We start from the raw sequence: 13,323 nt of genomic DNA, 5'->3' as shown, positions 1-13,323 counted from the left end.
GCCCAAATCTCTTGGCGGCGCGCGGAGTTGGGGATTCTTTGCCGCCCATTGACAGAAGGCTGAACCGTCTACTTAGGTTTGCCTTGCCTAAGTTGGGCGCTCAAATCGAGAAAGGTGCTCGCACCCCATGAGATCTGTTCTCTCCGCCCGTAACACCGCCCGTGCCGGTCTCGCCGTCGCCGCCTCCGCCGCCCTCACCCTGGGCCTGGCCACCTCGGCCTCCGCCGCCACCTCCACCCGCACCGTCGTCGACGGCGGCACCACCTACAACCTGTCGCTGACCAGCCCGGACACGGCCGCGGCCGCCGGTCAGGTCATCACCGTCTCCGGCTCCGGCTACAACACCGGCCAGGGCGTCTACGTCGGCCTGTGCGTGGTCGACGGCGCCCCCGGCGTGAACAAGCCGACCCCGTGCCTGGGCGGCCAGGACGAGAACGGCTCGACCGGCGCCTCGCACTGGGTGAACAACACCTTCGGCGGCATGTTCGCCAACAGCTCCAAGTTCGGCACCGGCGGCACCTTCAGCGTCCAGATCTACGTCCAGGCCACCCTCGACGACGGCAGCCTCTGCGGCGAGGACGTCACCTGCGCCGTGGTCACCCGCGCCGACCACTTCGACAGCGGCGACCGCAAGTACGACGTCCACGTCCCCATCACCTTCCAGTAACCGCCACCGGCCGGGCCCACCGCCAAGGGCCCGGCGCTCGGCGTCCCCGGGGGTGCCGATCACGCCCCACACGCGAGGAATTCCCATGACTGACGACACGACGGACCGCAACCGGCCGGACGGACCGGCCAGACCCCGGCTCAGACGCCCCGCCGCGCTGCTCGGCGCCGCCGCCCTGGTGGCCGCCGGTGCGACGGCCATGACGGTCGGCTCCCCGGCGCAGGCCGCCGACACGCCGAAGACGGCCCTCGGCAAGGACGGCCAGAAACTCACGGTCTCCGCCTCCGCGAACCTCGACCCGGACGGCGAGACGCTCCGCATCACCGGCGAGGGCTACGACGAGATCAAGGGCATCTACGTCGCCCTGTGCAAGGACAACGGCGACAACCGCATCCCCACCCCCTGCCTCGGCGGTGCCGACCAGACCGGGGGCAGCGGTTCCTCGAAGTGGATCGTGCCCGAGGGCGACCCCAACGAGGGCGAACTCACCGAGACCTACGGCGAGGACGGCACCTTCGACGTCGAGATCGAGGTCAAGGCCGAGGACGGCGGCCTCGACTGCACCCAGGTCGCCTGCTCCGTCGTCACCCGCGTCGACCACCGCGCCGCCGGCGACCGCTCCCAGGACGTCCGCATCCCCGTCACCTTCGAGGGCCAGGACCCCGGCGACGGCGGCGACGGCGTGGACGTACCCGCGGGCACCGTCAGCTATGTGAAGGCGGCCGAGTTCACCACCGCCGGCCGCCCCCTGGACCTCCTGCTGCACCCCGACTCGGGGAAGCTGTACGTCGGTTCGGAGAACATCCCCGACACCGCGGACGTCGCCGAGCAGGGCCTGTACGTCCTCGACGCCTCCGACGGCAAGCTCCTCAGCCACATCGCGCAGGCCCCGGGATCCACCGGCGCACCGGCCGCCCGCGTGGTCCGCTGGATCGCCGCACCGCTGCCCGGCGACGGCGTCGCCTTCCACTACCCGCTGCGCGGCATAGGCACCGCCAAGGACGGCGACACGGCCGCGCGGGGCGTCTGGCTCACCGGCTCCACGGTCACCGGCGTCGGTCCGGGCACCGAGGCCTCCACCGTCCTCGTCGCCCAGGGCGCGAGCCTCTCGGAAATCGAGACCGCCACCGGCACCGTCAAGCGCACCGTGAACCTGGAGGGCGGCAACGAACTCGGCGTGGACACCGCCCACGGCGCCGCCTGGTCCGTCGGCACTGCCGAGGGGCAGCCGGTGCTGCGCCGCGTCGACACGGGTTCCTTCACGGTCACCGCCACCGCCCAGCTCCCCGACGGATCCGTCTTCTTCGTCGAGCCGGACCCGGCGACCGGCAACGTCTGGGTGAGCGTCGGGGACTCCGTGCTCGTCTTCGACAAGGACGCCGAGCTCCTGACCACCCTGACGGGCCAGGACCGTCCCACGGCGATGGCCTTCGACAAGACCTCGGGGCGGGCCTTCGTCCTTCGCGAGGACTACGGCAACGCCGACAACGGCGCCGACAACAACGGCTCCCTGCAGGTGTTCGACAGCGCGACCTTCGAGCAGGCGGCCGCTCCGGTCGAGCTGCCCGGCAGCCGCGCGGGCGCCTACGCGGGGGTCGCCGTCGCCCCCGGCGCCACCTCCGTCTACCTCACCCACCAGGCGGAGAGCAAGGTCGTCAAGTTCGACCTCCGCATGTCCCCCAAGGTCACCCAGGCCCCCACCGACCAGTCCGTCAGCCCCGGCGACGAGGTCACGTTCGTGGCGGCGGCCGAGGGCACGCCGGAGCCGACCGTGCGCTGGCAGGTCAGCGCCGACGGTGGCCAGACCTGGTCCACGATCGAGGGGGCGACACAGAACGCGTACTCCTTCACGGCGAAGGCCTCGCACGACGGCTACGAGTACCGCGCGGAGTTCACCAACCCGGTCGGCACGACGCGTACGACACCCATCACCCTGACGGTCACGGAGCCCGACGACGGCGGCAACGACGGGGGTGACGGCGGCGACGACGAGAACACCGAGCCGTCCGGCTCCAGGACCATCACCGGCCCCGAGGGCCAGAAGCTCACAGTCACCCCGGTGAACAACCTGGCCACCGAGGACCAGACCCTGACGGTCACCGGCTCCGGCTACGACGTCGACAAGGGCATCTACGTCGCCCTGTGCGTCGACAACGGCGCCGGCGAACTGCCCACGCCGTGCATCGGCGGCGTCGACATGACCGGCACCTCCCACTCCTCTGCGTGGATCTCCTCCAACCCGCCGGACTACGGCGAGGACCTCGCGATCCCGTACGGCGACGGCGGCACCTTCGAGGTGGAGCTGACCGTCGACGCGAAGGACGAGTTCACCGACTGCTTCAAGGCCAAGTGCGTGCTCGCCACCCGCGCCGACCACACCCTGTCCGGCGACCGCTCTCAGGACGTCAAGGTCCCGGTCAGCTTCGTCGGCCAGGACCCGGTGGACACCGACGACGACACCGGCGACACCGGCGGCAACGGCTCGGGCGGCGGAGCGTCGAGCGGTGGGACGTCCGGTGGCGGTACGACCGGTGGGACGGGTACCGGCAGCAGCACTGGCGGCACCGGCACGACCACCACCTCCGGCGGCGGCAGCCTCGCCTCCACCGGTACGACGGTCGGCATCGCGGCCGCCCTCGCCGCGCTGCTCACGGCAACCGGCTGGTACGTCCACCGGCGCGCCCGCGGCAGGGGAGCGGCGGTCACCACCACCGAGCCGCAGGCCGACTGACCGCACGGCACACCGAGTTGGCGCCCCGCACTTTGCGTCCCGCGGGGCGTCACCAGCTCTCGAAACCCGGCGATGCTCCTTCCGGTACCCGCGCCTCGCCACGCGCCGTGCGCAACCGGAGCGCCAGCAGCGGAAAGACCAGCACGGAGATCATCGCCGCCCCGACCAGCGCCGCCGCCTCGCCCGCCCCCACGACCCGCTCCTCCAGCCCGATGGTGGTGATGGCGACGACGAGGGGCAGGCACGTCGACGCGTACAAGGACAGCGCGGCCCGCTCACTGCGCCCCTGGTCGCGCGGTGCGAGCAGATACACCGGCAGTCCGCGCACGACGAGGAAGAGCAGCAGGAAGACCGGCAGCAGTGCCAGTGCCCGCCCGCCGTCCAGCAGCGAGGCGAGGTCGAACTCGACACCGGTGACGACGAAGAAGAGCGGTACCAGGAAGCCGAATCCCATCGCCTCGACGCGGCCGAGGATCTCCTCGCCGCTGCCAGGCGCCGCCCCTTGCAGGACCAGTCGGGTGAGCATCCCCGCCGCGAAGGCCCCGAGCAGGCTGTCCAGGCCGAACACATACGCCAGAGCGAGCATGCCGGTCAGCAGCAGCATCACGAAGCGGACCGCGAACTGCCCGCTGCTGTGCAGGGTCGCCGCGATGACGCGCGAGAACCACGGCGGCCGCGGCCGCAGCGCCCAGAACACCGCGGCGGCCGTGACGGCGGCGAAGGCCACGAGCAGCACCGCGGACTCACCGGGCCCACGTCCGCTGAGCAGCAGCGCCATGGCGATGATGGGGCCGAACTCGCCGACCGCCCCGAACGCCATCACCACCGTGCCGAACCGGCCGCGCAGATCGCCGCTGTCGCGCAGGATCGGCAGGATCGTGCCGAGCGCGGTGCTGGTCAGTGCCGTACCGATGACGAAGCTCTTGTCGACGTCGGCGCCGCTGAGGGCGAACGCCAGGCCGAGCCCCAGCGCCAGCGAGACCACCCAGGCCCACACCGAGCGACGCAGCGTGTCCCCGCGTACTGTCGCGAACTCGATCTCGTAGCCCGCAAGAAAGATCAGCATGCACAGCCCGAGGTCCGCGAGCGTGTCGATCACCTGCTCCTCATGGACCCAGCCGAGCACGTCCGGGCCGATGAGGATGCCGAGCACGATCTCGAAGATGACCAGGGGAACGCGGATCCAGCGGCCCAGACCATAGGCGAGGAGCGGAGCGAGCACGGCGACGGCCATGATCAGGACGAGAGTCCCCGCGTGTGACATAACGGGCATTCTTTATGACGTGCCGTTGTCCTTCCGTGGCGACTCGCGCCCGCGCACGAGGTGGGTGACGACGAAGGACACGACCGCAGCGGCGATGATCAGCGGCATCTGGTTGTACGCGTCGTCGCCCATCAGCAGGACGGTGAGGACCGCGCTGGACAGCGGCAGGCCCGTGATCGCGGTCGCCGCGGCCGCCATGCCGAGCGCCAGGGCCGGGGTCGCACCGAGCCCCGGCAGCCCGGCACAGGCCAGGGCCGTGGCGGCGCCCAGCAGTACCGCCGGGAAGACCGGACCGCCCCGCAGGCTGCCCAACGCGATGCCCCAGGCCAGCCCCTTGCACAGCACGAGCACGACGAGGGCGGCCACGGACCAGGCCTGCGGATGCGCCGCCAGCCGGCCGAGCGCGGCCTGGCCGGACAGGGCCGCCTCCTCGGGCGAGCGGTCGGTGATCACGGCGTACGCCGCCAGACATACGCCGACCGCGGTGGCGCAGACGACGGTGCGCACGGCGGTGTGCCGCCCGGTCCAGCGCAGGGTCCGGTAACCGAGTCCCCGCGCCACCGCGACGACCAGGGCGACCAGCGCCGCCGCCGGGATGCCCCACAGGAAATCGCCCGCGTCCGGGTTGACGTCCGCCGGCACGGTGGGCAGGGAGAGCGCGCCGATCTCCAGACCGGTCCAGTGGCCGAAACCAGTGAAGACCAGCGCACCCGCCGCGCTCGCGACCAGACAGGGCAGCAGTACGGCCACCAGCCGGGCGCCGCCGAACCCGGCCGCCTCGATCACCAGTACCGCGGCCACCACCGGCCCGCCCAGGATCGTGGAGATCGCCGCCGTGGAACCCGCGGTGGCGCACACCGCTGTCATCCTGGGATCCGTGACCGGCCCCGCCCACCGCAGGGTGAGCAGGGCGAGCCCGCTGCCGACCGCCATCAGCGGTGCCTCCGGGCCGAGGACCACACCGAGCGGAAGCGTCGTGAGCGTCGCCAGCACCACGCCGGGCACCGCGCGCGGACCGATCGGCGGACCACCGCCGAATCCGTGCACCGGGATGTGCCCACCCCCGCCCGGCATCCGGGTCACGATCGGCGCCAGGACCAGCCCCGCGAGCAGCAGCGCGGGCAACGGCCACCACCACGGCGGACGGTCGTACCCGGCCGCCTCGGGCAGCGCGTTCCACACCCAGTGCTGGAGTTGGTGCTGAGCGGCGACGAAGAAGAAACAGGCGATGGAGACCGGGACACCGAGCACCGCGCTGATCAGCAGCAGACGTAGATAGCCGCGGCTCAGCAGGATCCGTCGAAGGTCCAGCTCGGACGAGGTGGACGATGCCGAAGCCGCCGAAGAATCCGAAGCCGACGAAGAATCCGAAGACGCCGAAGCCGCGGGAGGGTCGGGGGCCGGTTCGGGGGCCGTACCGTCAGACGCCACGACGTGTGGCGAACGGGGTCGGATCGGCTGCGGTCCCATACGGCATCTGCTCGGGGCCGGAGGGCTGGTTCGGGGGCTGCACGATCGGCCTCCTCGGGGCTGGGCTGGTGCGCTATCCGTACCCGTCGGCGGAGGTGCCGGTGCGCGCACTGGCCCGTTCGGGGCACTGCGGCCACAACCGGGTTGATAACGTGCGCCCTTGGACGAGGGGGAGTGGGCGGCGCATGACAGCGGACGTGTTTCACATCGGCGGGGAGCTGGCCGTGGGACGGCTGGGCTTCGGGGCGATGCGGCTGCCGATCGACCCGGCCCCCGAGCGGCAGACCGGCCTCTCGGTCGCCCGCCGGGCGGTCGAACTGGGCATCACCCTGATCGACACCGCCCACCTCTACGGCGGCGGCGCCAACGAGGAACTCCTCGCCGAAGCGCTGCACCCCTACCCGGCCGACCTGCTGATCACCACCAAGGTCGGCGTCGCCCGCACCGGCCCCGACGGGGACTGGCGCCTCGACGGACGCCCGGCCATCCTGCGCGACCAGGTGGACCAGGCCCTACGGCGACTGCGCGTCGAACGGCTCGAACTGCTCCAGCTGCACCGCATCGACCCGGAGACCCCGCCGGCCGAACAGCTCGGCACGCTGAGGGAGTTGCAGACCGAGGGCAAGGTCGGCCGGATCGGTCTCTCGGAGGTCACGGTCGACCAGCTCGACCAAGCGCGCGCCGTCGTCGAAGTGGTGAGCGTGCAGAACCGGTACAGCCTGCTCGACCGGGAGCACGAGCCGGTGCTCAAGGCCTGCGCGACGGCGGGCATCGCCTTCCTGCCGTGGCGGCCGGTCGCGCACGGCACGTCCGGCACGCACGCGGAGATCGCCGCCGTGGCGGACGAGCTCGGCGCCACGCCGACGCAGGTCGCACTCGCCTGGCTGCTCGCCCACTCCCCGGTGATCTGCCCCATCCCCGGCACCGCCCGGATCGACCACCTCGAAGAGAACGTCGCCGCGGGCGGCCTCGACCTGTCCCCGTCCAACCTCGCCCGCCTCGACCGCCTGAGCGAACAGGCCTGATCGAGCAGGCCTGACGAAAAAGGGACGGGTTCGGGGCCCGAACCCACTTTCACGGCACCGTGCAAAGTGCCTTGACGGGCCTGATGTTACCGGTAACACTCGTCTGCGTGACCGATCCAACGACCGGACCCCCCGTCGAAGCCACCCGCACCACCACCCCGGACACCCCCGCCTTCAGCCCCGTCGCCGTGATCGCCTCCTGCGTGGGCTTCGTGCTCATCGGGGCGCTCCAGGCGCTGTACGGGCCCGCGATCCCCGCCTTCCGGAGGGAGTTCGGGCTGTCCCCGTCGGCCGCCGGGATGGGCCTGAGCGCCCATTTCGCCGGCGGTTTCGCCGGGGTGCTGCTCTTCGACCGGCTGTACGGGCGGATCGGCAACCGGCGTCTCCTGGGCTGCTCGTATCTGCTGATGGCCGTGGGCGCGGCCGGCTTCGCGCTGGCGCCCGACTGGCCGTCGGCGCTGGCCATGGCGCTGCTCGCCGGGCTCGGGTTCGGCGGCCTCGACTACGGGCTCAACCAGCTCTTCGCCATCGGCTTCGGTCACCGCTCGACGGCCATGCTCAACGTCCTCAACGCCCACTTCGGCGTGGGCGCGATGCTCGGCCCGGCCGTCGTCGGCGTGATCGGCGCCGATCGCTACCCGGCGGTCTTCCTCGGCTTCGCGCTGGTCACCCTGCCGCTGCTGCTGTGCCTGAGGGGCGTACGGGACCGGTCGCCGAAGCCCGGCGATGCGGTGGGGGAGTCCGGTGTGCTCGGCCGGAGCCTGGGTTCCGTGCTCGCGGTGTTCGTCGTGCTGTACGTCCTGCACGTCGGTATCGAGGCCGGCGTCGGCGGCTGGGAGCCGACCCATCTGGAGAGCGTGGGGTACGGCGCCGGGTTCGCGGCGACCGCCACCTCCGTGTACTGGCTGATGATGACGGTCGGCCGGTTCCTGGTCGTGCCGATCGCCCTGCGCTTCTCCGCCCAGGCCATCATCACCGTCTCCTGCGCGGGCATGACCGGCTGTCTGCTGCTGGCCACGGTGCCGGGCCTCGCACCCTACGCGTACGCGGGCGTCGGCCTGTTCATCGCGCCGATCTTCCCGACCGGGCTGCCGTGGCTCAACCGGGCGGTCCCGCAAGCCCGTCGAGCCGGGGCGACGGTCATCGCCGCGTCCGTGGCCGGTGGCGTCGTGGCCGGTCCGGCGCTCGGCAAGGCCATCGAGTGGTCGGGGACGCGTGCCGTGCCGTTGCTGCTGAGCGGTGTGTCCGCGCTGTGCCTGGCGGCGACGCTCTGGCTGATCCGGGCCACGCGCTCGTCGTAGACCGACCCATTCCACCCGAAGGGAAGTCCTTATGCCCGCCCTGACCACCACCTCCGACGGCTTCCTGCTGCACGGCGAGCCGTTCCGGATCATCTCCGGAGCGATGCACTACTTCCGCGTCCACCCCGGCCAGTGGGCCGACCGGCTGCGCAAGGCCCGGCTGATGGGGCTCAACACGGTGGAGACGTACGTGCCGTGGAACCTCCACCAGCCCGACCCCGACGGCCCCTTCGTCCTCGACGGCATCCTCGACCTGCCGCACTACCTGACCCTGGCCCGGGCCGAGGGCCTGCACGTCCTGCTGCGGCCCGGACCCTTCATCTGCGCGGAGTGGGACGGCGGCGGCCTGCCCGCCTGGCTCACCGCCGACCCCGACATCCGGCTGCGCAGCGCCGACCCGCGCTTCACGGATGCCGTGGACCGCTACCTCGACCTGCTGCTGCCCCCGCTGCTGCCGCACATGGCGGCATCCGGCGGGCCGGTGATCGCCGTCCAGGTGGAGAACGAACAGGGCGCCTACGGTGAGGACACCGCGTACCTCAAGCATCTGCACCACTCCCTGCGCTCGCGTGACGTCGAGGAGCTGCTGTTCACCTGTGACCAGCCCGCCGACCTGGCGGCCGGCAGTCTGCCCGGCACCCTGGCCACCGCCACCTTCGGCAGCAAGGTCGACCAGAACCTCGGCCTGTTGCGCGCCCACCAGCCCGAAGGGCCGCTGATGTGCGCGGAGTTCTGGATCGGCTGGTTCGACCACTGGGGCGAGGGGCACCACGTGCGGGACGCGGCCGACGCGGCGGCTGACCTGGACCGGTTGCTGTCGGCGGGGGCCTCGGTGAACATCTACATGTTCCACGGCGGCACCAACTTCGGATTCACCAACGGCGCCAACCACGACCACGCCTACGCCCCGATCACCACGTCCTACGACTACGACGCCGCGCTCACCGAGAGCGGCGACCCGGGCCCGAAGTACCACGCCTTCCGTGAGGTCATCGCCCGCCACGCCCCCGTACCCGACGAGCCCGGCCCCGCACCGAGCCCGAAACTCCCGCCCACCGTCGTCGAGTTGGGTCGGCAGGCCGCGCTGCTGCCTCTCGCAGCTCGCACGGCGAAGCCCGTGCACGCCGAGAGCCCCCTCACCATGGAGGAGCTCGGCCAGCGCTCCGGCTACACCCTCTACCGCACCACCGTCCCCACCGCCGGCGACGGCCTGCTGCACTTTACGGGCGGTGTCGGGGACCGGGCGCAGGTCTTCCTCGACGGCGCCCCCGTCGGCGTACTGGAACGCGAACGCCACGACGAGACCCTGCCCGTCCGCGTCCCCCGCCCCGGCACCACGCTGGACGTCCTCGTGGAGAACATGGGCGGCGCCAACTACGGCCCGCGCATCGGCGAGCCCAAGGGCCTGCTGGGACCGGTCACCTTCAACGGCGAGGCGCTGCGCGGCTGGGACTGCCACCCCCTGCCCTTGACGGACATCGACGACCTGCCCTTCGAGACCACCACCGTCGTCGGCCCCGCCTTCCACCACGGCTCCTTCGAGGTGGCCGAACCCGCCGACACCTTCCTCTCCCTGCCCGGCTGGACCAAGGGCCAGGCCTGGATCAACGGCTTCCACCTCGGCCGCTACTGGAACCGCGGCCCCCAGCGCACCCTCTACGTCCCCGCACCCGTCCTCCGCCCCGGCGTCAACGACCTCCTCCTGCTCGAACTGCACGCCAGCACCAGCACCCGCGCCCAGCTCACCGACACCCCCGACCTCGGGCCGGTGCAGCGCTGATCGGCCGCGCCTCGGCGTCGGCCATGGCCGAGGCGTCCGGGGGAGGCCCGCCCGGCCTATCCTGTGGTTCCGCCGGGCGGGACAGGACCGCCGGGACGAGGCCGAAGGAACCACCACTCGCCATGACCCGAAGCACCCCCGGCGGCCCGCCTCCCAGGGGGCGCAGCCGCCGCAGCTTCGCCGGAACGCGCCCGGTGATGGACGACGTGGCCCGGCTCGCCGGGGTGTCCAAGCAGACCGTGTCCCGGGTGCTCAACGACCATCCGGCGGTCCGTACCGAGACCCGGGAGGCGGTGCTGGAGGCCATGCGCGCGCTGGGGTACCGGCCGAGCCGCAGCGCCCGCTCGCTGGCCAGTGGGCGGACCCGGATGCTCGGCGTGATCTCCTTCGACGCGGCGCGGTACGGACCGGCCTCGATCCTGACGGCGATCAACACGGCGGCGCAGGGCGCCGGTTACCTGGTCAGCTCCATCGCCCTGGACACGGCCGAACGGGACACCGTGGTCCGGGCGGTGGACCGGCTGTCGGCGGAGGGCGCGGACGGCGTGATCGCCATCGCCCCGCAGCGCCGGGTCGGCACGGCCCTGGCCGAGGCCGGGCTGGACGCCCCGATGGTGGTGCTGGAGAACGACCTCGGCGGCCGTACGCCCCTGATCAGCGCCGACTCCTGGTCCGGAGCACGCAAGGCCACCGAGCACCTTCTGAGCTTCGGCCACACCACCGTCCACCACATCGCGGGCCCCACCGGCTGGACCTCGGCGGACGTACGGATGGACAGCTGGCGCGAGACCTTGAACGCGGCGGGCGTCCCCGTCCCCGAGCCGCTGATCGGGGACTGGAGCGCCGACTCGGGCTACGAACTGGGCCGTCGCCTCGCACGTGACCCGAGCGTCACCGCCGTGTTCGCCTCCAACGACCAGATGGCCCTCGGCCTGCTGCGCGCCCTGCACGAGGCGGGGCGGCGGGTCCCGGACGACGTGAGCGTGGTCGGGTACGACGACATTCCCGAGGCCGCGCACCTGCTGCCGCCGCTGACCACCGTGCGCACCGACTTCGCCGAGATCGGCAGCCGCGCCCTGCGCCTGCTGCTGGACCGTATCGACGGCGTCGAACCCAGGGTCGAGCCCGTCGTCCCCGTCGAACTGATCATCCGCCAGAGCACGGGCCCGGCTTCGGGGCCCTGACGGTCGGCAGGGCTGCGGGCTCGGCCCCGACGTGCTGACGGCTCATATGGTTGCGGGGTTGTTTGTCTGGTGGGTTGAGTGTTCGTAGGGCTTGGGGTGCGGCCCTGAGGTTTGGGCTGTTGGCTGGGTTGCCGACCTCAAGGCCACGGCTCCAGGCGCCGCCCCCTGGTCGCCCGCAAGGCGTACGCCAGGGGGCGGGTGGCGCAGAGGTGGGAGCAGGGGGTGGGGGTGTGTGCGCCCTGTTATGGCGTTCCGCCCTGCGCCTACAGTGTGGCGCCCCGGTCCGCGCCGGGCGTTCGGCACGGCTCAGCCCGCAGCGACGACCGCCCACGCGACCGGCATCACCCCATGAGTTCGCTCGGGCCGCGCGACCGAGTGTGCGCGGCACCCGTGCGCGTCGAGAACCGCTGGAGGCCGCCGTGTCCCGACCGTGCATCGCCCTGATCACCGACCCCACCTCGCCCGAGGGCTGCGCCGAGTTCCTCGCCCGGGCGGTGGAACTGCTCACCGGCGCCGCGCCGGTCCCCATCGACTCCCGGCACTTCGCGACCGGCGGTACCGGGCGCGGACTTCCGGCGGGAGACGGCTTACGGCTGCACGTCCCCGACGAGCAGCTGGACCTCGTACCCGACGTCGTGGTGCTCTACGAGATCCCCCCGCACCGCCGCCACGAACTCGCCGGTTTTCAGTGCCTGCTGGAAGACCACGACGTGGTGACCCTCGGCACCGGCGTCGCCGCCTGGCGCACCGCCACCGAGAAGGACCTGACCGTGGAGCGCTTCCGACGGGACGGCATCGCCCACATGGAAACCGTCGTACTGTCCCGGCCAGGCGTGGCCGAGGCGCTCGCCGCCTTCGACAAGCTCGGCCGGGACACCTGGGCCCGGCCCGTCATCGGCACCGGCGGCGGCGACACCTTCCACCTCACCACCGAGGACGGCGTGGAGCGGGCCACCGCCTTCTACGCCGAGCGCCGCACCGACTGGCTGCTGTCCCGGGACGCGGGCAACATCACCGCCGACGGCTCACGCCACCAGTTCCGCGTCTTCGTCCTCGGCGGCCGCGTCATCCACGCCCGCGAACACCTCCAGCCCGAGCCCGACACCCCCTGCAACACCTGCCAGGGCGCCACGCCCGTCCCCATCGCCCCGGCCGACCTCCCGCCCCGCCTCGCCCAGCTGGCGATCGCGGCCACCGCGTCCGTCGGACTGCCCTTCGCCGGCGTCGACCTCGCAATCGAGAACGGCGGAGTCGTCTTCGAGGTGAACGTGCAGCCCGCCTTCGTCGACGGCGAGGTCGAGACGGTCGCCGTGCCGTACATCGAGGCCCACTTGAACGCCCTGGCAGCGACGCGCAAGGCGCGCCCAGTACGGCGGTTACCCGCGTGAGGATCCTCACGCCTGGGTTACGAAACGCTCAACCACTGGTATCGGTGGGGTGATGCGGTGACGATGGGGACATGACTCTGGCCCAGCGCGCCCTGGAGCAACTGGAAGCCTGGCCCGACCTCACGGCGGGACCGGCCAGTTGCGGCACAGGGCGGGCAGTTCGCTCCGCCCGCAGCGAGATCGCCCACTTCCACACGGCTCACGACGTGGACCTGCACCTGACCAGCCGGGCCATCCGGCGGTTCGCCCAGGACCTCACCGTCTCCACGGCGATCCGGCTGGTGCCCGGCTCCCGGTGGGTGACCGTCCACCTCGACTGCGACACGGACGTCGACCTGCTGCTGAGCCTGGTGAGCGTCGCCCTCCAGGCCCACCAGGCCGAGCCCCCGGCCGAGCCCGCCCCACCCGGCGGGTGCAATTTCCACCGGGTCACGGTCCTGCGCCGCGACCCGGCCGGCGTGGCACCCTTGGCCCCGTAGGGCCGCTCCGGCGCGGTTCCCGCTCGTCACCGGC

Annotated in this window: 10 protein-coding genes; 8 read left to right on the top strand and 2 right to left on the bottom strand. The window is 72.2% G+C overall.

From position 1 onward, the window contains the following. The first annotated feature begins 127 nt into the window (after window positions 1-127). Window positions 128-667 (top strand): hypothetical protein, encoded by a 540-nt coding sequence (locus tag SSP24_RS43455; protein WP_176605070.1) that lies wholly within the window; start codon window positions 128-130, stop codon window positions 665-667. An 85-nt stretch (window positions 668-752) separates the two neighbouring features. Further along, window positions 753-3,398 carry an immunoglobulin domain-containing protein gene (locus SSP24_RS14745; RefSeq protein ID WP_141309975.1) on the top strand — a complete coding sequence of 882 codons (2,646 nt, stop codon included), beginning with the start codon at window positions 753-755 and terminating at the stop codon, window positions 3,396-3,398. Window positions 3,399-3,447: 49 nt separating this feature from the next. Here SSP24_RS14745 and SSP24_RS14740 read toward each other — a convergent pair whose 3' ends face one another. Together SSP24_RS14740 and SSP24_RS14735 are read right to left on the bottom strand one after the other, a co-directional pair. After that, a complete protein-coding gene (locus tag SSP24_RS14740; protein WP_141309974.1) occupies window positions 3,448-4,662 on the bottom strand; it encodes a cation:proton antiporter in 1,215 nt (404 codons plus the stop codon). Window positions 4,663-4,674: 12 nt separating this feature from the next. Then, window positions 4,675-6,093 (bottom strand): chloride channel protein, encoded by a 1,419-nt coding sequence (locus tag SSP24_RS14735; RefSeq protein WP_373306752.1) that lies wholly within the window; start codon window positions 6,091-6,093, stop codon window positions 4,675-4,677. A gap of 224 nt (window positions 6,094-6,317) precedes the next feature. On the opposite strand from SSP24_RS14735, the gene SSP24_RS14730 reads away from it, so the two are divergent. From SSP24_RS14730 to SSP24_RS14705, 6 genes are all read left to right on the top strand, one after another. Then, complete coding sequence (locus SSP24_RS14730; protein WP_141309972.1) at window positions 6,318-7,157, top strand: aldo/keto reductase; 840 nt, start codon at window positions 6,318-6,320, stop codon at window positions 7,155-7,157. Between the two features lie 83 nt (window positions 7,158-7,240). Beyond that, window positions 7,241-8,458, top strand: a complete 1,218-nt coding sequence (locus tag SSP24_RS14725; protein ID WP_141309971.1) for an MFS transporter — start codon at window positions 7,241-7,243, stop codon at window positions 8,456-8,458. Window positions 8,459-8,489: 31 nt separating this feature from the next. After that, window positions 8,490-10,238: a glycoside hydrolase family 35 protein gene (locus SSP24_RS14720; RefSeq protein WP_141309970.1), complete on the top strand. Its 1,749-nt coding sequence runs from the start codon at window positions 8,490-8,492 to the stop codon at window positions 10,236-10,238. 122 nt (window positions 10,239-10,360) lie between these two features. Further along, window positions 10,361-11,422 carry a LacI family DNA-binding transcriptional regulator gene (locus SSP24_RS14715; RefSeq protein ID WP_141309969.1) on the top strand — a complete coding sequence of 354 codons (1,062 nt, stop codon included), beginning with the start codon at window positions 10,361-10,363 and terminating at the stop codon, window positions 11,420-11,422. A 419-nt stretch (window positions 11,423-11,841) separates the two neighbouring features. Beyond that, the gene (locus SSP24_RS14710) at window positions 11,842-12,810 is read left to right on the top strand and encodes an ATP-grasp domain-containing protein (protein ID WP_141309968.1); all 969 of its coding nucleotides are present in this window, start codon (window positions 11,842-11,844) and stop codon (window positions 12,808-12,810) included. Between the two features lie 71 nt (window positions 12,811-12,881). Next, entirely contained in the window at window positions 12,882-13,289 is a 408-nt protein-coding gene (locus tag SSP24_RS14705; RefSeq protein WP_141309967.1) for a luciferase domain-containing protein, read from the top strand. The last annotated feature ends 34 nt before the right edge of the window (window positions 13,290-13,323 follow it).

Source organism: Streptomyces spinoverrucosus, from assembly GCF_006539505.1.
GTDB lineage: Bacteria > Actinomycetota > Actinomycetes > Streptomycetales > Streptomycetaceae > Streptomyces > Streptomyces spinoverrucosus.
This window is presented reverse-complemented; position numbering and strand designations above follow the sequence as displayed.